The sequence below is a fragment of the Psychrobacillus sp. FJAT-21963 genome, assembly GCF_001420585.1.
In the GTDB taxonomy this organism is placed as follows: domain Bacteria; phylum Bacillota; class Bacilli; order Bacillales_A; family Planococcaceae; genus Psychrobacillus.
In genome coordinates this window covers 37314-55838 of sequence record NZ_LJIY01000007.1, presented here as the reverse complement: position 1 = coordinate 55838, position 18525 = coordinate 37314, and the positions used below count along the sequence as shown (strand labels likewise).

Below are 18525 nucleotides of genomic sequence, written 5' to 3'. Positions count from 1 at the left end.
AAGAAAATATCCCTTTTTGAAAGATTTTTCATCGATCTTAAAAAAGTAAAACCCTCTGTATAATCATAATTGTCAACGGCTATTGACTCATGACCAAACAGAAGGACCTATTTATATTCTAACCATATGGAGATGCCCTTGCCAGTATGGCGGAAGACCTTGCAAAAGAAAAAGCACAGCCTTTTAAATAGAAAAAATTAAAAGACAAATGAATCCCCTCAGAAGATATAAAAATACTTCCTCTTCATGCATTTTTTTAAAGTATCTCCGAGATACATTTATTATAAATATTTGTACTTATGGTCAAAGGAATGTTTTTTTCAATTTCCCTTATTGCACTAACCTGCTTCGTTAGTTCAAAGTAAAGTTTAACTAAAAAGAGCATTGTCTCCTGATTTGAACAACACCCCGTTAATTAACCATAATCCCTTGAATAGCAACGAATAAAATAAAGAATGATATGCACAAATAGAAGAGACCCCACGATAAACTCTGAGTTCTTTTATATTCTCGCAATCCTATAATAATGAACATTGCACTCATAAGTATGAACATCAATGGTTGCAAGTTGAAGTTTTCCGTAACCAAACTGTAAACACTAATTAACAAGGCACAGATTGCAAAGATTATTTGAAATAATTTTAATATATCAACCTTTTTTTCTGCCATTTTTTATGCCTCCCACCAAAAATCGGTTACCTTCAAAAGATACCTTAATTCAATATAATTACTCTTTACTTTAATACGTTTAAAAGGGATATGTGTTTCAAATTTTTGAATCCTATTCAACTAACCTGCCCCGTTAGTTCAACAAGACCTATCGCTAAAATAGCTGTGAAGTCTATTTCGATGTTATATTATGTATACAGAAAAGCAGGTCCTTCCTTTATGGTATCACCTCACCCTTCTACATTTTGTACTGCTTGTTTTGTTGTAAGTCCTACCGTTGATCCCCATGCCCAAAGCGATTTTAAAATCGCATACGGTAACAATGCAAGAGCTGCAACGTAGCCCCAGCCTTTAGTGAAATAAGTTTTATCAGCTATTTCCGACCTCATATGTTTCTCCTCCGCCTACTACTTACTACTCCATTAATGCGATTCACTATTAAATGCGTTTCCATTATAAATAATTCCCACCCCTTTAATTTTTTGTGCTACAATCATGCACGTTATTTAGCCATCACTTCTTAAAAGAGGTTGAGTGCTGCATCTAAAAGACCCACCGAAACTTCTTGATATTTTAAAATCTATATACTCTACTTTAATTCCTCTTTTTTCTAATTCATCTCCGATAAATTTAAATTCATAATCGGAATATATACATTCTCATTTATAGGAAGACCATTTGTTGCAAGTCTGGACGAGTCTTCTGATGTTACATATATTCTATCCCAATCTTTATACTGCTCAGATATACCATCTAATAACGCTTCTTCACAAACTATCATTAGCCCTTCTCTAACCAAGCTAATAGCACAGTCAAGATGAAGTATTGTATGGTGGAGAGGTACCTCAACTACCTTATATTCAAAGTTACTTACTAAATTTCTTAGCCAGCTAATACCATTTTTATTTGATGCAAGTCCGACCTAAAAGACCAGCTAATAGAATGGATAACAATAACTTCACAAAACTCCCCCTTAATCTGCCTATCTGTATTCCACAAAGAGCCATCTAGCAGCTCAACGATTTTTCACTAAAGCACCCGTTAGTTGAAGTAGGAATTTTAAAAACCAATATTTTAATCAATTTTCCATTTCCAACAAACTGAGTAAAACGCACCACCGGAAGGCAGTGCAGAATTTTAATGTTGTGTTGTTATTGTCGGTCTACTGAACTTGTTTTCCTAAACCACCATCATCCCGTATTTCAAACTTCCCAATTTTTCCTGGTTCAGAAAGAATTGCCATACCTTTTACTTCGTGTTGTGAAACTTCACCTGCATTATTCGTATATTCTACCTGAGCGGTAATGTCATAAAACTTGGGTGTGTTAATATTCTCACTTTTAGTTACTTGTATATCACGAACTTTCATTTCATAACGAACTTCCTCCAGTTCCGTACTTAAGTGGAACTGGAAAGCTTTATTTGCAGGAATTAATTGCTCATACATATAATCCATAAAGTAAGGTTTATATGTTGTTTCTACTAATTCTTCATATGCAAGCCATTCAGGTGAATCCACTGGTATTCCGAAGCCCGTACCTTCGGGTAAATTTTGCTTGATTTCATCCATTTTTTTATTGATGTTTTTCTGGATAAGAATATATTCTTCGTTCGGAACTGTAAATTCCGATTCAAGAACAGCACGAACTGCGTCCTTATTTTTATCTTCTGTTGAAACAACCACTTCTTCTTGGAGTTCAGGCTTTTCTTCTGAACAACCCGCAAACAGAAAACACGAGCTAATCAAGAAAAAGATGCCTCTTATTTTTTTGATTTGTTTATTATACATACTAGTCCCCCTGATAATTTGTCTAGTGTTAAAATTATACTCTTTTGTTAATTGAAATACATTATAAAAACCGAAAATTTCCATTTTTCTATCTTTTGTACATTTAGACGAAACACAAGTTTTCCTTTTTAAAATTAGTATTGTTATCTCAACTCAATTATCTGAAATAAAAAAAGTACCTCTTTTTGCTACAAATCTTATGACAGATTCGCTATCAATTGCGGTACTTTAAGTTATACATTTATTGGTATTTTGCAGTTTTGTACTTCATCACAGAACCCGTTATCATTCAATTGCCTTTTAATTCTTATTAATCTAACCTGCCCCGTTAGTTCAAGAAGGCTAATCAGACAATCGATAACAATAAGGTTCTTCCTTTTAAATCATTTAATTTCCTTAGATGATGCGTTTCTTTCAAATTTCTTTGTTTTTATAAACGAATTCAAATCTCTAAAAAAGACATAATACGATAGCAATACCACCGCTATCATTGGATATGCAATTGTAGGGAATTCATCGAATATATAATCTCGCTGAACAAAGATGAAATATTGTACCATTATCAATAAAATTAAAATGTGAATTACTGAAATCAATTGTTTATGTTTTCTGAAAAACAATATAAATAATAAATATACTACATTTACGAGAACAAAAGCCCACAAAGCATTCAAGACTAAATCAAACGACTTTATTTAAAATCTGCTAGTGGAAACAAAATAACCCGTGTAAGCCATAAACTTATTTCCTCGATTGATTCCTTCATTCCGCCCTCTAACCAATTAAGAATCAGCCCAATCGAACCATTTGCCATAAATGTTGCTTCCCAAACACTATCTTGGAAACGAAGTACCTCATCTTTAATGACTAACGTAACTCGATCGTGGAATTCTCTTTCAGATAGCATTATTCGATAGAAAGATTCGTGCTTCTGAATATGTTCAAACATTGTAATAAGTATTTTGATTGGCTGACTAAATTTTTTATAATCATGTAATGCTGATTCATAAGTATACGTTGGAAATAAAAAGGTTTCTTCAAATTCTTTTAATATTTCATCTTGCATTTGTTCCAACATATCCTGCTTGTCTCGGAAATGAAGATAAAACGTTGATCGATTAACTTCTGCAATCTTAACTATTTCACGAATAGTTATGGCTTCGTAGCCCTCTTCAACCATTAATTTCATCATTGCATCTGTAAGTAACCGCTTTGTACGTTTAACACGTGGATCAACAGGTTTCAACTAACATTCCCCCAAAACTCGATTATTTCTTCGACACTTACTTAAAAGATGTCCACTAAACTACATTCTCCATTATATTGCTGATTGAAGAAAGCTTTTTCCTATTTTAAACTTAATTATAAGACATTATGTTGTCTACTTTAATAATTAACAATAAATTTTATCTGTACAGGAGGAATGTTATTTAAACTTCAATGATCAGGTAAATAGAAAGGATGGATAGAACTATGGATAGACTAAAAGGGAAAGTAGTTATTATTACTGGTGCGGCAAGTGGTATGGGATTAGCAGGTGCCCAACTGTTCGCTAAAGAAGGGGCTAAAGTTGTTGCAACTGACGTAGTTGTTGATGTATTAGAAGAAAAAGTAAACGAAATTGTTGCAAACGGCGGGGATGCTCTAGCAATTCAATTAGATGTTTCTCAACCAGATTCTTGGCATACTGTAATTGAAAAAACACTAGAGAAATACGGAAAAGTTGATGTTTTGGTTAATAATGCTGGAATACACATTCCAAAAGGTATTTTAGAAGCTGAATTAGATGATTGGAATAAAGTGATGTCTATCAATACTACTGGTGTATGGTTAGGAATGAAAGCAGTTATTCCTCATATGCAAAAAAATGGTGGAGGTTCTATTGTTAATACTTCTTCAATTGCCGCTATTGTTGGCGGATTTGGTGATGGTCACGGTGCGGCTTATAGTGCATCCAAAGGTGCTGTTCGTGCATTAACAAAACACGCAGCCCAATGGTTTGGAGAAGGTAATATTAGAGTAAATTCAGTTCATCCTGGTGCTATTTTTACTGGCATGGTTGAAAAGGCTGGTATTAAAACACAGGAAGAAATGGGTACACATTATGAAGGAAGATCGGCTTTAAAACCTTATGCTGGAGAAGCCTTAGACATTGCTAATGCCTATTTATATTTAGCGTCTGATGAATCTAAGTATGTAACAGGGTTAGAATTGGTGGTAGACGGAGGATGGACTACACGTTCATAATCACGAAGAAAGCCGTAGAGTTTTAGTTAATAAATATAAAATAAGCTTAGTTCATTGAACTGAGCTTATTTTATATATAAAAAACAACCATTCGTTTAATTAGTAAATAAACCCTTATTTACATTCTCTAAATTTTTAAATACCTTCTAATTCCTTCTTCAAATAACCTGCTGCGTTAGTTTAATGTATTTCTGAGAACTACTTGAAATTTTGGATAAAAAAACAGACCATCGACATGATGGTCTTGTTTAACTAAAGAACCCGTTAGTTGAAGAACATTTCTATTAGTAAGGTATCTTTTTTGTTGAGCTAGTGCTCATTCAGACACTCAGTATCACCTTAATTTAAGTATTACTTTCCCTTTAGCTTTACCTGTCTCTGTATACGCTAACGCATGTTTAGCATCTTCAAAAGGAAACACTCTGTCAATTGTTGGTTTCACTGTTCCTGTTTCTAAAAGTTCTGATAAAATTTCTAACTGTTGCCCGCTATGTTTCATAAAAAGAAAGGTGTATTTTATATCATACTTTTTTTCCAATCCAGTTATTTTTGAACTGACTAATGAGAGAATTGTTTTCTTAATTAGACCAAGTCCCATTTCTTTTGCGAAACGACCATTTGGAGTTCCAGCGATAGAAACAATTTTACCCCTTTTTTTTACTGTCAAAAATGACTTCTCTAATGTTTCACCTCCAACACTATCAATTACTGCGTCATAATCTTTTATGACGTCTTCGAAATTCACAGATTTATAATTAATGATTTTATCTGCTCCAAGTGATTTGGTTAATTCAATTCCTTCGCTAGAAGTCGTTGCAACATACGCTCCCATTTCTTTTGCTAGTTGTATAGCAAAAGTTCCTACGCCGCCTGAGCCAGCATGAATGAGAACTTTTTGACCGTTTTTCACACTCAATATATCATGAAGAGCTTGGTATGAAGTTAATCCAACTAAAGGGATAGAAGCTGCTTCTCCAAAACTAAGGTTTTTAGGTTTTAAAGCAATATCTGCTTCATGAACAGATAGAAATTCTGTAAATGTACCCATCTTTTCTGAACGAGGACGACCGTAAACTTCATCACCCACATTGAATTTGGTTACCCCTTTACCAACTTCGATAATGGTTCCACTAAAATCGTTACCTAACGTTAAAGGCATGTCGTATTGCAACAAAAGTTTTAATTCGCCCTTACGTATTTTTGTATCAAGAGGGTTTATACTCGCTGCATGTACTTCCACTAAAACCTCATTATCTCTTATTTTGGGCATTGGTCGTTCAATAAAAGTAGGATCTTTTTTATATCCTTCTATTACAAATGCTCTCACGCCAAAACGCCTGCCTCTCTACATTAATTACTAGTGAATTCCTGATTTTATTGTAAAACAAGATATCCTGAAACTTCATCATTCTCTTTTAACGCAAACATTATGAAACTCCCCCAAGACTTGAATAGATATGGGAAAGTTTCATTAATTGTTCCTGCTGTTTATATGCCAGTTATTGTTTCATGGAAGGATAATCGATATATCCTTCCGCACCGCCAGCATACATTGTATTTCGGTCAGGTTCGTTCAATGGTGCGCCAACTTTTAAGCGTTCCACCAAATCAGGGTTTGAGATTAACCAAGTTCCTACGGTAACAACATCAGCCACTTCATTATCTACGTCTACTCCTAAATGCTCTAAAGGTCGTCCTGGTCGGTTAATAAGAAGAGCTTGCGACCATAATTCGCGAATTTCCTGTACTAATGGTTCATTTCCAAAGTGCATGACATGAAGATAGGTAAGATTAAGCTTATCTAACTCCGCAATTAAATAACGATACATATCAATATTTGTTTCCCCTTCTTCTATCCCGTTCAATGTTCCTTGTGGGGAAAAACGGATACCTGTCCGTTCTGCACCTATTTCTTCAACTACTGCTTTAGCTACCTCAATCGCAAATCTCGAACGGTTTTCAATAGAACCACCATATGCATCTTGACGGTGATTTGCATTTTCGCTTAAGAACTGTTGAATAAGGTAACCGTTAGCACCATGAATTTCAACACCATCTGCTCCAGCTTCAATGGCTGAGCGTGCTGCTAAACGAAATTCATTAATGACTTCTTTAATTTCTCCTTCTGTTAACTCTCTCGGTGTAGGAATTTCCTTCATTCCTTCTGCCGTGAAGATTTCCACATTCGGTGCAATAGCTGATGGTGCAACAGCTTGACGGTGATGTGGTGTGTTGTCAGGATGAGAGACTCGTCCGACGTGCATCAGTTGAATAAACAGTTTACCGCCTTCACTATGAACTTTTGAAGTGATTTTCTTCCAACCATCAATGTGAGCTTTAGTATATATACCCGGTGTGTTTGTATAGCCTTGACCGTCGTCAGAAGGTTGAGTACCTTCACTGATAATTAAACCAACTGATGCTCGTTGACCGTAATATTCAACCGCTAAGTCACTCGGTGTCCCATCTTCTAACGCACGACTTCTGGTCATAGGTGCCATACCTATTCTATTCTTTAAGTTGAAATTCCCAATACGTACTTCATCAAATAATTTACTCATAATCAAGCTCCTTTTTTTGTTTGCTTATAATAAATCTTATAGTGATGTGGCATCTAAAAATGAATTCACATTCTTAGCAAATAACTCTGGGAATTGGAATAAGTGTCCGTGACCAGAATCGGGATAAATGATCAATTGGGCATTTGGTAACTTCTCAGATAAGATAAAACTATTTTTTGTTGGTACCATCACATCTTCGATGCCATTCGTCACAAGTGCTGGGTGAGGGATATTTTTCAACCAGTCATAATCTTGATCAGGCTTCGGTTGTGCCCATTTTGCAAGAGCGTTTAGTTGAGCAGCTTGAACTTGTTCTGAACTTTCAAATTGTTTCTGACTCATAATTCGTTGCAAAGAATCCATCCCAGCAGATTTACTTGTTTCAGTTGATTTGTAGAAGAAGAACATGAAATCGTCTATGGCATTGTCTACATTTCCTCCATGTCGTTTCATTCTTTCAAAAATCACTGGTTCTGGGTTTACCCCTGCTTCTGGAGAAGAACCAGCAATTATAATTCGTCGAATAAGGTCTCCTTCTTGTAATGCTAATTCTTGTGCAACCATTCCACCGATTGAAAATCCTAAAAGATCAACTTTATGTAAATCCAGTGCTTTAATGAACGTTGCGGCATCCTGAGCCATTTCACTAATAGTTTCTGGTGTTTGCCCATTTGTTTCCCCCACACCTTTATTATCAAAAAGAATTACTGGTCGTTCTTTCGCGATTGGAGCAACCATATTCGGGTCCCAATTTTCCATTGTCCCTCTAAAATGCACTAAGAAAACTACAGGTGTACCTGTTTCAGCCCCAAATTTTCTGTAAGCAAAACGAGTACCATTCGCCTCTATAAATGTTGATTCTGTCGGTATTGTGAAGTTTGACATATGAATTCTCCTTATTTTTAATTTTGTTTTATCACTTTAATGTTTTAAGAACGACCGTTCTAGAATTAATAAAGAAAAAAGAAAGCGCTAATCTAACACTTTCAACATTAAATCAAGGATATTTTCTAATTCCTCTTTTGAATAGTTTGTTTTAACCATGACCCTTAAACCAACAAGGTTATTATGCAGAAATTGGGCAGTAATTTGAGGATTTAGCTCTTCATTCAACTCGCCTTTTTTTCGACCTTCTTCAAGCATTTGCTCGAACATAATCTCAGTATCTTTAAACATTTTTGTCACTATATGTTTAATATCTTGGTCTAGTAAGGATAGCTCTACAGCAGCATTTACTGATAGGCAGCCTGTTGGATAGACGTCTAATTCAGCTGATTGTATAACATAATTAAAAACATCCCGAACAGCTTTCTTTACTGTTGTAGAGTTACTGATAATTCCAGTAAATGTTTCGATAACAAACGTTTCATAGTAAGTTAAAGAAGCCAAGAACAGTGAGCGTTTATCCCCAAATGTATCATATATACTTCTACGATGAATACCCATATAATCAACCAAATCTTGCATTGATGTTTTTTCATATCCTTGCTTCCAGAAGAGTTCCATCGCTTTTCTAAGGACGACTTTCTCATCAAATTCCCTATTTCTAGACATTTTACTTCCTTCTCCTTAATGGACAATTTCTTTTAATAACATTTTAGAACGGTCATTCTAAAAATAGAGTACACCATTTAAAATGATTAGTAAAGAAATTTATTCAGCGTAACCACAAAGTGTCTGGTTACTTTTTCAGTTAACCTGCTGCGTTAGTTCAATAAGAAAAAGCTACCCTTACACTCAGCCACTTGTGAGCTTAAGCACTCCGTTAGTTGAAAAACGTCATACATTAATTTTCAGTTTCTTTTTCGTCTCTCTCTTTTATATATCTTTCGTACGCCTCTTTCACCCTGACATTGCTATTAGCTGGTACTACTTGTTTATGAATCTCATTAATTAAAATAAATGACCTGAAAATGACTCCGACAATAATTGCACATAAGATATAGATTCCAATAGAACCGAAGATAACCAAGATACCTAAAAGACCAGCTAATAGAATGGATAACAATAACTTCACAAAACTCCCCCTTAATCTGCATACTTGTATTCCACAAAGAGCCATCTAGCAGCTCAACGATCTTTCACTAAAGCACCCGTTAGTTTAAGTAGCATACTTCACAAACTTTAGTTTTATTTTCTGTTCAATATAATAACTTCAGAATTGCCGTCCCACTCTATTTTTGCTTCCATCTGTTCATCTTCTTCAATAATTACTGCACAACTTTCATTGTTTAATGGGGGTCCTGTACACTCACTATTACCAGAATTAATATTTTTACCTTGTTGGTTAAATCTTTCTTCTTTACTTGTAATTTCAAACCATGAACTCTTTAAGTTATACCCAAATACCGCTGGTGCTGGTTCTTTACCGATATATTCAAATGATACATCTGCCAATTCTCTTTCATTACTTATTTCAGTTTCGTACTTAACAATCCAGTTGTTACTTTTTCCATGAAAATTATATTCCTTCCCATCTTGTGAACAAGCACTTAAGATCAGCGACAAAAAAATAAACATAATACCTAAAATCTTATTTAACCTCATAGTTACGCCCCCCTAAATACTATACATTTCCAATATTAGCATTTTTATAAATGTATTTTAGTGCTTGTTCAACTAAACTAGTGCTTTAGTTAAATATGAAAAAAGAGTTGCATAAGCAACCCCATGAATTTTAACTAAAGCACCCGTTCCTTATTAGGAGAGTTATTCTTCTGTTTCTTCTTCATCTATTTTAGTATTTGTAAATGCTGGTTTTATAAGTGGAGTTGAAGTTGCATCATTTACGGATGTCGCATTATTTTTTTGCTTAATCTCAAAATATTTATCGACAAGTCTTCGTGCTAATGGAGTTGAAAAATTTGTTTTGTATGATGATTCCAACGAAGCATGCGGGATAACGAGTGCGTATGCTATTTCCGGATTGTCATATGGTGCAAAACCGACATGGGTTAAGTTTACAGTATTAAATGTTTGCCATAACTCGGCATCAAAGTAGCTAGCTTGAGCAGTGCCTGTTTTTCCTCCCCCAGTAAATGGAGCATTTCCAAAGGCTTTATTCGCCGTTCCACTTCCACTAAAATATACAAGTCTCATACCCTGACGAACCCGTTCGATTTCTTCACGAGTGTTATCTACTGTGTTTAGTATAGTTGGCGTGATTTCCTTTACTATTTTACCTAGTTGGACGCCATCCTCAGAAGGCTCTCTAATTTCCTTGACTACGTGAGGTTGAATTCTATAACCACCATTAGCAAGCGTAGAAACAAATTGGGCTAATTGCAATGTAGTGTACGTATCAAACTGTCCAATACTTAAATCTAGCAGCTTACCATCTTCAAATCCACCTGTTCTTCCGTTCACTTCTCCAGGCAAATCTATACCTGTTAATGCTCCGAGTCCAAGTTGAGCATAACCACTTCTCATTTTAAGAAATGCATCTGTCCCAAAGTTAATAGATTGGTTTGGTCTATAAGTACTGCCAGCAACTCCATATGCTGTTTTAAACATATATACATTGGAAGAACGCTCTAGCGCTTGTAAGTCATTCATTCGTACGCTTCCGAATCGGTTAAATACAGAACTTTTTGGTGCCGAATCCTTTATACGGATAGGTTCATCCACTAATGAGCCTCCGATTGGATACACACCCTCACGATAACCTGTAAGTATAGTACCTGGCTTCACAGTGGACCCAACTTCATATGCATTAGTAAATGCGCCAAATGCGTAGTCATTAGTTTCTTTTGCACCTGTTTCTTCATTTGTTCCAATACGTTTACCTACTAGTGAAAGTACTTCACCCGTATAAGGATCCATCATGATAAAATAAGCATTTTGCAAATATTGACCACCACTGTTTTTACTAAATTTAAGTAGTTCTTCTGCTAAAATTTCTTCATGCGCTAATTGAACTTCACTGTCCATTGTTAACACTAAATCTTTCCCAGGTTTTCCTTCATAAACTGTCTGAATATCGATTACTCTTCCTTTTCCATCCGTAATATTTTTGACCACACTTTTTTGACCTTGGAGCACTTCTTCATATTGTTGTTCAATATAACTTGTACCTACACGGTCATTCCGAGAATAGTCTCTAGATAGAAAATAATCTAATCGATCTTTTGGAATACCTACTTTTGGCAATGTAGTTGAGCCTAATATAGCTAGTGAAGAAGTTTTTACTCTTCTCCAATCGGTTGTCGTATTAACTCCCTCTAATTCACCCAGTCTTTCTGAGACCCGTGCAAATTCTTCAACTGTGACCTCTTCTTTTACGTCATCTCCTTTAATAATCTGAGGAGATAATGCATATCCTGAAGCCATTTCTCTATAAATCGCAATGACTTCCAAATCGTCCTCAGTAAAGGAATTTAATTGTTCTTCTGTAATTCTGCTTCTAGTCAAACGGTCGATTGCTCTATTTATCTCTGTTTTTTCTAATTCTTTATCTTCTTCTATTTTTTTACGCTCTTTATCCGTCACCAACTCAAGTGCTTCTTCTGGATATTTTTTCAACCAGAAATCTTGCAAATCACTCTTGGTAATATTGTTTGATTTCTTTTCTATTAAAACACTTAATATTTCCGCAATTATATACATATCTTTGGACTTCGTTGTTTGCATTTTTGTATACGTTATAGCTCGTAGCGGAAGATTATCAACCATTATCCGTCCTTCACTATCGAAAATTCGACCACGGGGTACACTAGTATTTACCGGGATTTCTTCACCTTGGGCTAATTCACGTGTGTATTCTTCTCCTTTAACGATTTGTAAATAGCCTAATCTTAGTATTAGCATTGTAAAAAGTATAAATATCGAGAAAAACAATACGTTCATACGAAAAGTAATAGTTGATCGTTGTTTAGCTTTCATACTTTGTGCACGTTTATTGGGAATTTTTCGCATGGGAGTACCTCCTTTAAAAAATAGAAGAGAACCTTGTAATAAAAGAAGATTTTCCCCATAAAGACCTTGTAGAATTGCTACAGTTGCACTTGAACTTTGAACCCTAGAGTGGAAGATTCGATTCCCAACATATCTCGACTAAATATACAGTATATGGAAATTAAACGCAAATCCTATTATTTTGCTTCTCTGCGTTAGTTTAAAAAGCACTATTTAAATTAGATAGACTTTCATTTTCCAGTTCAACTTCCCGATTACAATACTCAACATAAAGTAATTTCATAGCATCTATAATTATTTCATCTGCTAATTTCTCTTTATATCGATTTGGTAACTCCTTTGCACCCAAAACATATAATAATGGATTTTTGGAAAACTCACCCATTATCCCAATATCAACTACTACATTATCTAACCCTCCAGTCATATGATTTAAGAAGTGGCTTGGAATACCTTCTATATCGCCTCGCTGCCTAACTAAACCATTAATAATTGGAGTCCATAAATTGGGATTAGTTTTATACCCTTGATATATTAATCGCAAAAGTTCTAACATCTCACTCAATTCTCCGTTGTTATCCAAGTCTCTTGGATTTTGAGTAATATTTATGTTTTTAAAATATGATTTTATTTTAGTGTTAATCATTTCCCATCCACCACAAAATTGAACAATTCTATCTGCGACAAAGCTATCGTGACAGGCTATCATCACTTCTACCGCATCTTGTAGTGCCAAGTTTTCTCTACTTTGAAAGTGAGGATACACTTCGTAACTATCCTCTTCTGGATTTAAAATTACATCTTCAACAATGTCAGTCCATTTATAGTTTCTTTCTTCAACCAATTTTGCTATACAAAAGGCAATTGCAACTTTTGCCGCAGAAGCAAGAGGTAATAATAATTCTTTATTTAATGATAAAAGTATTTCCTGTTTTACTTGAGAATAAATTATAATCCCCACTTCACCTGACTCTAATTCCTTTATTTTTTCAAGAACTTTCTCCATTTTCGAACCCCACTTTACTTTACATAGTCTTCTATCTAATTATTATTCTCTGTAAACTTGATCTTGTTCAACTAAAATATTGCTTTAGTTGAACAAGGAAAGAAGGCTGTATCATCACTAAAGCACCTGTTAGTTTAGTGTAATATTTCACAACTATTATTTTCTAAAAGAAAATTCATTTTCACCCTTATCTATTAACTCTATTATTTTATCCAATTTCTTTTCAAGTTCATTAAGTTGATGCTGTTTTGCCTGTTGATTCAAAAGTAATCTCCTTATAAATAGTGTAAATGATACTACAAATAAAACGATAAGCCCCAATACTATAACCTGATAAATCATGTCTCCTACGCTAAACATTAAAACATCCCCTTTTGCAGAAATGGTCAAGCATAACTGTAAATTTCCTCTCCCATTCCTCATTTACTTTATTTTACCATTTAATATTGATAATTGGATTCTTTATTAGTACTTCCTTTGTTTTGGACGTAAAAATAGACCATCGTAATGATGGTCATGTTTAACTAAAGCACCCTTTAGTTGAATATGAAGTTAACGATTAGAGTAATATTCTTTTGGATTTGTTATTCCATTTTCTATTAAAAATTTAGCTTCAGATTTAATTATTTCAATGTAGTTACCTTTTTTAAAAGGTTTTGTTAATTCATCAATCCTTCTTAGACTTCCTTTTATCTTTGTTTTATTATTTTGAACATCCACAATTACAGTTAAATATGCTTTACCATTATAATTTACTACTCCTGTGACTTGTTTTTTCTCTAAATCTATATTTGTATATTCGGGCACGATTCTTATTGGAGCAAAGGTTGTCCATCCCACCGAACTTTGTTTTGATTTCAGTCCAATCTTAAATATAAAATAACTAACAAGTTTTTTTAATTTAGATATCATTTTTTCACTCCTAATTTACATGGAATATTTTATCACACCTTATTGAACTAACCTGCTGCGTTAGTTCAATAAAAAAATAGGCTATACCCCTCCTTGAAGTAAAGCACCCGTTAGCTTAATAAGAGATTTGATTATTTCTCAACCCATAATTTAAAAGTATCTAATATTTCTCCTAAATTCATTGGACCACCATTGCCAAAAAATTGAGAGTCATTCCCTTCTTTGTCATAGTCAATTTTACAATGAATCCAGTAAGTTTCATTCCGTTCAATATTTATATTTTCAAAGGTTTTGTCCTTTACATCAGTATTTTCTATACTAATCTTTACACTCCATCCGGGGTTATCTAACGTTTCAATGCATATTCCAAATTGATGTTCCCAATCATCATCACATTGTTCAAAGTACCATTGTTGAATCCATTTTAAAGTTCCCATTTATAATCCCCAATCTATATTCTTTTTGAACTAACCTGCTGCATTTGTTTAATAAGAAACACCTTCTTATAAATTGATTTTGGTTAGTTGAAAGTACTCCTCATAAGAGCCCCTTATTTCATCAGGCCTATCCCTACCAATCTCAAGAGCTCTTATAGCTCGTGCAACCTCGCTCACGTATGTTTAGACTGGAGTGAACGTCACCATCATCTTGGTGGCGCTTTAGGGAACGGACTTATTACACACTTTTTTGATTTAGGTTGGATAGTTAGAGTTCCATTTATTCGCGCTGTGAAAATCACAGATAAAGGAAAAGTAGGGTTTAAACAAGACTTTAATATTAATATGTAATTTAGCGCTGAGAAAAACCCCTACTTAGAAGACAGATTAGGATAACTTTCTTTTTTCTGTACACTATGAGGGGCCATATAAACGCTTGAACGCTTAGAACAAACTATTCATTTATTTATAAAGTTCTTTTAACTAGGTTTTCTCCTGAAAAGTTCTATTTACAAGATAGATACCAATAATAATAAACAAGCCACCAACTATGATAGAAGGGTATAACGTCTCCCCTAATAGTAACCAGCCAGATAATACACCGAAGAAAGGTGCCAAAAATAAATAGGCACTCGTTTTTCCTGGATCCCCCTTTTGTAAAAGATAATACCAGACGGCAAATTGAACAATAGAAGACATAATACTTAACCATAATAAAATGAACAATGAATTACTGTTCAAATGAAGACTGGTTTTTCAAGAATAAAGCTGCTAAGTAAAAGTAGTAATCCACCAAAAAGCATCTGGTAAGCGGATAGAACCCACGTATTGAAAAGTGACCCCCATTTTTTAACTAATAATGTTGAAATTGACCAAAAAACAGCAGAAAGAATGCCAAAAAGAACGCCAATCTTTAATTCAATTTGCACACCTACTGCAATACTTACCCCTACTAACCCTAAAAGAACACCAATCCATTGATAAAATTTATAGCGTGTTTTTAAAAATATGGTTCCGAGTACAACAACAAGTAACGGGTTAGTGAATGTAAGAATTGAGGATTCACTAGCTGTAATGGTTCGTAAACTCAAGAAAATAAAACCCATAACACCGGCTGTTTGGAAAGTACCAATAATAAGCATCTTTATCCAGTTTCCTTTAGATACTGGGTGCGGTCTTCTTAAAACGATAACGATTACTGTCATTATGAATCCAGCAAGTGTGAAGCGTAATCCTGCTAATAACAACGGGGATGAATAAGACAAACCTATTTTACCTACAGCAAAAGAAGAACCCATTAAAGATGTCGTTAAGAGTATTAACAACGTAAATTTGAAAGTATTCATTTTTTATCTCCCTACATATTATACTGAGCTATCTGTGTCTATTATAACTTCTATACATTTCAGCTACGGTCGAAATATGGAATGCAAATGGAGATAAATTATAAATGGTAAAATCCAAATTGGTCGAATAGGCTTATTTGCTTGAGGAACCTTCACATGCTGCACTGCTAATTAATTTAACGAATGGGCTTTTCCATACTGCTAGTGAACTTGCTTATAGGAGTGTTGTTAAACACAAAACGACAAATGCACTTCATAATCTTCTTCAACTATACTGCCTCGTTAGTTCAATAAGAAAAAGCTACCTCTCAAGGCAGCCTCTTGCTCTACTAAAGCACCCGTTAGCTTAACAAGGTATGATTAAATTATTTTCCAACTTTAACGTATATTTACTTAAATATAGGACGCATAAAACTTCTCTCATAACTTAAAATACATTTAGTATCTTCTGCAAATTTAAATGCTGCTTGACATTCTTCATCCAATGCCATTTTCACTCGGTATTCTTCGTATGATGTTAAACTTGGGAAAGTGAATAAGGCATAAGCAATATTATTAGCACCCTCATGTGGAAGAAAATAGCCATGATGTGTGCCACCTAATTTATTTACAAGCGGAATCCACATCTTACCGTATTCTTCAAATTCATTTACTTTATAAGGGTCAATGACGTACTTCAAATAGCATGTTACCATTTTATTCCTCCTAAATATTTTTCTCATCATAACATATATTTCAACTATTCTGCTGCGTTAGTTTAAGTGTAACATTTCATAATTGATTTCTGAGGATCTACTTGAAATTTTAAATAAAAAAATAGACCATCGCAATGATGGTCTTGTTTAAATAAAGCACCCGTTAGTTAAAAAAATAGTTTAAACAAAACATATCCAACTATTAAAACAACAATTAATATTACTGTCCCTTTCCAACCCATACCACCTGTTAAATCAGTTAAATTTCCATTTTCACCTCGACTAAATCCATCTCTTAATGCACCACCAGGATTTTTTTTAAGTTCTTGTTGTCTTAATCTTTCTCTTTTTTCTTTTGGAGTTTCTTGTCTATTATTCAAACCAAACACCCCCTATGATTACTGTATTCTCTAATTTCTATTGGTTTACCTTCTTCAACTAACCTGCCCCGTTAGTTCAATAAGAAAAAGCTACCTCTTAAGGCAGCTTCTTTCTCTGCTAAAGCACCCGTTAGCTTAACAATATTTCTTTTGATTAATGTCATTTTTAGATATTATGTCGTTTTTTTACATTTGGAAATTCACTGTTATTAATTTTGTTCCAAATTTTTAATGCACTTGGATAACAATTATTAATCGAATGTACTTTACTCACCGAAAACATTTTATCAAATACCTCATGTATCACTACTGCCAATTTTTCAACAGATGTTGCAGTTGGTAATAGCAATACAATGCGACTTATTTCTGGATCATATTCATCCTCAGATGTGTAACGTAAAAGGTGCTTCGGGTCCCAATCATTAATTACATCTTTTACAATTTGGTAGTGGTTCATAATATCCCCTCATTTAAAATACATTTTTAGTGATTTATTCTACCCCCTTATTTAGCTAACCTGCCCAGTTAGTTCAAGAAAAAGTGCCACCACCAGACTTGAAGTAAAGCACCTTTTTTAATAAATAATTTACATATATTAACTTATTCAACACAATCGTAAAAAAAACTTCTTCTTCAACTAACCTGCTGCGTTAGTTCAATAAGAAAAAAGAGTTGCAAAAGCAACCCATGATTTTTAACTAAAGCACTTTTTATACTGTTTTTAGAGCAAGTTTAACTGTCGTATTTATTTGCTCTTTAAACACACCATTTTTATCAATAGCTAATAATTCCTCTTTTAAATGTTTTTCAAATAAATCAACGTTTTCTCCTAGAAACCGTTTAGCACCAAATGAAGTAGAATAGTGATTTCCGATAATAGAATCCAGTGTCCATATCTGCTCATATGAAGGTATTTGATGAATTTCTAGGTCGAACTTTGAACATGAAATAATATCCTGATGGCTAACTGTTGGATGACTGTATGTAATATTCCCTGCTCTTCTTTCATTCCCATACCAATGTTTTACAACTTCCTGAACTGTCTGTTGCCAAGGTAGAAGCACTTCATTAGGAGAGTAATTATCTATAATAGCTATTCCGCCACCAACAACTATCATTTCGTACAGACTTTCAAGAACTCGTGGTCTATCCATCCAGTGAAATGCCTTTGCAATAGTTACAAATCTAAAGGTCGTGTTGTTATTACGTTTATATTTTTCTACATCACCAATTAACCACTCTGTATTTTCAGCTCTAATTTCCTTACTGATTCTTTCAGCCTCCTGAATCATCTCATGCTCTGTATCCAACCCAACGACTTTTTCAAACCAATCAGAGAACCTTAGTGATAATCGTCCATCACCGCATCCTAAATCCAGCATATTGCCATTCCCATCTAAAGAAAACTTATCTCTTAAATATCTGATTAAAGTAGCAGAATATAATGGTCTATATCGAGAATAATACCAAGCTGTACCTTTAAATAAATCGTCCCCATAATCTTTCATTGAATAATCCCCCTTAATTAGGCCCTTCGGTTGGAACATCAATCTGTATTCTAAATCTTCC

The 18525-nt window shown here is 34.2% G+C and carries 20 protein-coding genes and 2 pseudogenes; 1 reads left to right on the top strand and 21 read right to left on the bottom strand.

The window, feature by feature from the left end; all coding sequences use genetic code 11:
* Positions 1-411 precede the first annotated feature (411 nt).
* From AN959_RS22050 to AN959_RS16035, 5 genes and pseudogenes are all read right to left on the bottom strand, one after another.
* Positions 412-543 carry a DUF3953 domain-containing protein gene (locus tag AN959_RS22050; protein WP_371256572.1) on the bottom strand — a complete coding sequence of 44 codons (132 nt, stop codon included), beginning with the start codon at positions 541-543 and terminating at the stop codon, positions 412-414.
* 317 nt (positions 544-860) lie between these two features.
* Positions 861-1058 (bottom strand): annotated as a pseudogene (locus AN959_RS16045) (hypothetical protein); the annotation flags it as partial.
* Between the two features lie 221 nt (positions 1059-1279).
* Complete coding sequence (locus AN959_RS21765; protein ID WP_253278930.1) at positions 1280-1450, bottom strand: hypothetical protein; 171 nt, start codon at positions 1448-1450, stop codon at positions 1280-1282.
* A gap of 381 nt (positions 1451-1831) precedes the next feature.
* A complete protein-coding gene (locus AN959_RS16040) occupies positions 1832-2458 on the bottom strand; it encodes a hypothetical protein (protein WP_056832221.1) in 627 nt (208 codons plus the stop codon).
* A gap of 691 nt (positions 2459-3149) precedes the next feature.
* Complete coding sequence (locus AN959_RS16035) at positions 3150-3704, bottom strand: TetR/AcrR family transcriptional regulator (RefSeq protein ID WP_056832220.1); 555 nt, start codon at positions 3702-3704, stop codon at positions 3150-3152.
* 227 nt (positions 3705-3931) lie between these two features.
* On the opposite strand from AN959_RS16035, the gene AN959_RS16030 reads away from it, so the two are divergent.
* Entirely contained in the window at positions 3932-4705 is a 774-nt protein-coding gene (locus AN959_RS16030) for an SDR family NAD(P)-dependent oxidoreductase (RefSeq protein ID WP_056832218.1), read from the top strand.
* A 334-nt stretch (positions 4706-5039) separates the two neighbouring features.
* Here the strand turns inward: AN959_RS16030 and AN959_RS16025 are convergent, their stop codons facing one another.
* The 16 genes and pseudogenes from AN959_RS16025 to AN959_RS15950 form a co-directional block, all read right to left on the bottom strand.
* Entirely contained in the window at positions 5040-6032 is a 993-nt protein-coding gene (locus AN959_RS16025; protein ID WP_056832216.1) for an NADP-dependent oxidoreductase, read from the bottom strand.
* Positions 6033-6204: 172 nt separating this feature from the next.
* Positions 6205-7266, bottom strand: a complete 1062-nt coding sequence (locus tag AN959_RS16020) for an alkene reductase (RefSeq protein ID WP_056832214.1) — start codon at positions 7264-7266, stop codon at positions 6205-6207.
* Positions 7267-7302: 36 nt separating this feature from the next.
* Positions 7303-8151: an alpha/beta fold hydrolase gene (locus AN959_RS16015; RefSeq protein ID WP_056832212.1), complete on the bottom strand. Its 849-nt coding sequence runs from the start codon at positions 8149-8151 to the stop codon at positions 7303-7305.
* A gap of 87 nt (positions 8152-8238) precedes the next feature.
* On the bottom strand, positions 8239-8820 hold the full coding sequence (locus tag AN959_RS16010; protein WP_056832210.1) for a TetR/AcrR family transcriptional regulator: 582 nt from the start codon (positions 8818-8820) through the stop codon (positions 8239-8241).
* A 232-nt stretch (positions 8821-9052) separates the two neighbouring features.
* Positions 9053-9283, bottom strand: a complete 231-nt coding sequence (locus AN959_RS16005; protein ID WP_056832207.1) for a hypothetical protein — start codon at positions 9281-9283, stop codon at positions 9053-9055.
* A gap of 113 nt (positions 9284-9396) precedes the next feature.
* The gene (locus tag AN959_RS16000; RefSeq protein WP_056832205.1) at positions 9397-9813 is read right to left on the bottom strand and encodes a hypothetical protein; all 417 of its coding nucleotides are present in this window, start codon (positions 9811-9813) and stop codon (positions 9397-9399) included.
* A gap of 162 nt (positions 9814-9975) precedes the next feature.
* Positions 9976-12180, bottom strand: a complete 2205-nt coding sequence (locus AN959_RS15995; RefSeq protein WP_056832203.1) for a penicillin-binding protein 2 — start codon at positions 12178-12180, stop codon at positions 9976-9978.
* Between the two features lie 199 nt (positions 12181-12379).
* Positions 12380-13186, bottom strand: a complete 807-nt coding sequence (locus AN959_RS15990; protein ID WP_056832202.1) for a serine hydrolase — start codon at positions 13184-13186, stop codon at positions 12380-12382.
* Positions 13187-13342: 156 nt separating this feature from the next.
* Positions 13343-13546, bottom strand: a complete 204-nt coding sequence (locus AN959_RS15985; RefSeq protein WP_056832200.1) for a DUF4083 domain-containing protein — start codon at positions 13544-13546, stop codon at positions 13343-13345.
* Between the two features lie 192 nt (positions 13547-13738).
* Complete coding sequence (locus AN959_RS15980; RefSeq protein WP_056832198.1) at positions 13739-14098, bottom strand: hypothetical protein; 360 nt, start codon at positions 14096-14098, stop codon at positions 13739-13741.
* 131 nt (positions 14099-14229) lie between these two features.
* On the bottom strand, positions 14230-14535 hold the full coding sequence (locus AN959_RS15975) for an immunity 53 family protein (RefSeq protein ID WP_056832196.1): 306 nt from the start codon (positions 14533-14535) through the stop codon (positions 14230-14232).
* A gap of 483 nt (positions 14536-15018) precedes the next feature.
* Positions 15019-15881: pseudogene (locus AN959_RS15970) on the bottom strand (DMT family transporter).
* A gap of 389 nt (positions 15882-16270) precedes the next feature.
* Entirely contained in the window at positions 16271-16576 is a 306-nt protein-coding gene (locus AN959_RS15965; protein ID WP_056832035.1) for an NIPSNAP family protein, read from the bottom strand.
* A 167-nt stretch (positions 16577-16743) separates the two neighbouring features.
* Positions 16744-16956 (bottom strand): DUF6366 family protein, encoded by a 213-nt coding sequence (locus AN959_RS15960; protein WP_056832194.1) that lies wholly within the window; start codon positions 16954-16956, stop codon positions 16744-16746.
* Positions 16957-17122: 166 nt separating this feature from the next.
* The gene (locus tag AN959_RS15955; protein ID WP_056832192.1) at positions 17123-17413 is read right to left on the bottom strand and encodes a DUF1871 family protein; all 291 of its coding nucleotides are present in this window, start codon (positions 17411-17413) and stop codon (positions 17123-17125) included.
* Between the two features lie 253 nt (positions 17414-17666).
* Entirely contained in the window at positions 17667-18464 is a 798-nt protein-coding gene (locus AN959_RS15950) for a class I SAM-dependent methyltransferase (protein WP_056832190.1), read from the bottom strand.
* Positions 18465-18525: the final 61 nt, after the last annotated feature.

Bases quoted from the DNA above. Each gene is read 5' to 3' on its own strand.
- AN959_RS15965 (WP_056832035.1), bottom strand. From the start codon at position 16,576: ATGGTAACATGCTATTTGAAGTACGTCATTGACCCTTATAAAGTAAAT.
- AN959_RS16015 (WP_056832212.1), bottom strand. From the start codon at position 8,151: ATGTCAAACTTCACAATACCGACAGAATCAACATTTATAGAGGCGAAT.
- AN959_RS15985 (WP_056832200.1), bottom strand. From the start codon at position 13,546: ATGTTTAGCGTAGGAGACATGATTTATCAGGTTATAGTATTGGGGCTT.
- AN959_RS15980 (WP_056832198.1), bottom strand. From the start codon at position 14,098: ATGATATCTAAATTAAAAAAACTTGTTAGTTATTTTATATTTAAGATT.
- AN959_RS21765 (WP_253278930.1), bottom strand. From the start codon at position 1,450: ATGATAGTTTGTGAAGAAGCGTTATTAGATGGTATATCTGAGCAGTAT.
- AN959_RS15955 (WP_056832192.1), bottom strand. From the start codon at position 17,413: ATGAACCACTACCAAATTGTAAAAGATGTAATTAATGATTGGGACCCG.
- AN959_RS15950 (WP_056832190.1), bottom strand. From the start codon at position 18,464: ATGAAAGATTATGGGGACGATTTATTTAAAGGTACAGCTTGGTATTAT.
- AN959_RS15995 (WP_056832203.1), bottom strand. From the start codon at position 12,180: ATGCGAAAAATTCCCAATAAACGTGCACAAAGTATGAAAGCTAAACAA.
- AN959_RS16020 (WP_056832214.1), bottom strand. From the start codon at position 7,266: ATGAGTAAATTATTTGATGAAGTACGTATTGGGAATTTCAACTTAAAG.
- AN959_RS16000 (WP_056832205.1), bottom strand. From the start codon at position 9,813: ATGAGGTTAAATAAGATTTTAGGTATTATGTTTATTTTTTTGTCGCTG.
- AN959_RS15990 (WP_056832202.1), bottom strand. From the start codon at position 13,186: ATGGAGAAAGTTCTTGAAAAAATAAAGGAATTAGAGTCAGGTGAAGTG.
- AN959_RS16030 (WP_056832218.1), top strand. From the start codon at position 3,932: ATGGATAGACTAAAAGGGAAAGTAGTTATTATTACTGGTGCGGCAAGT.
- AN959_RS22050 (WP_371256572.1), bottom strand. From the start codon at position 543: ATGAGTGCAATGTTCATTATTATAGGATTGCGAGAATATAAAAGAACT.
- AN959_RS15975 (WP_056832196.1), bottom strand. From the start codon at position 14,535: ATGGGAACTTTAAAATGGATTCAACAATGGTACTTTGAACAATGTGAT.
- AN959_RS16040 (WP_056832221.1), bottom strand. From the start codon at position 2,458: ATGTATAATAAACAAATCAAAAAAATAAGAGGCATCTTTTTCTTGATT.
- AN959_RS16010 (WP_056832210.1), bottom strand. From the start codon at position 8,820: ATGTCTAGAAATAGGGAATTTGATGAGAAAGTCGTCCTTAGAAAAGCG.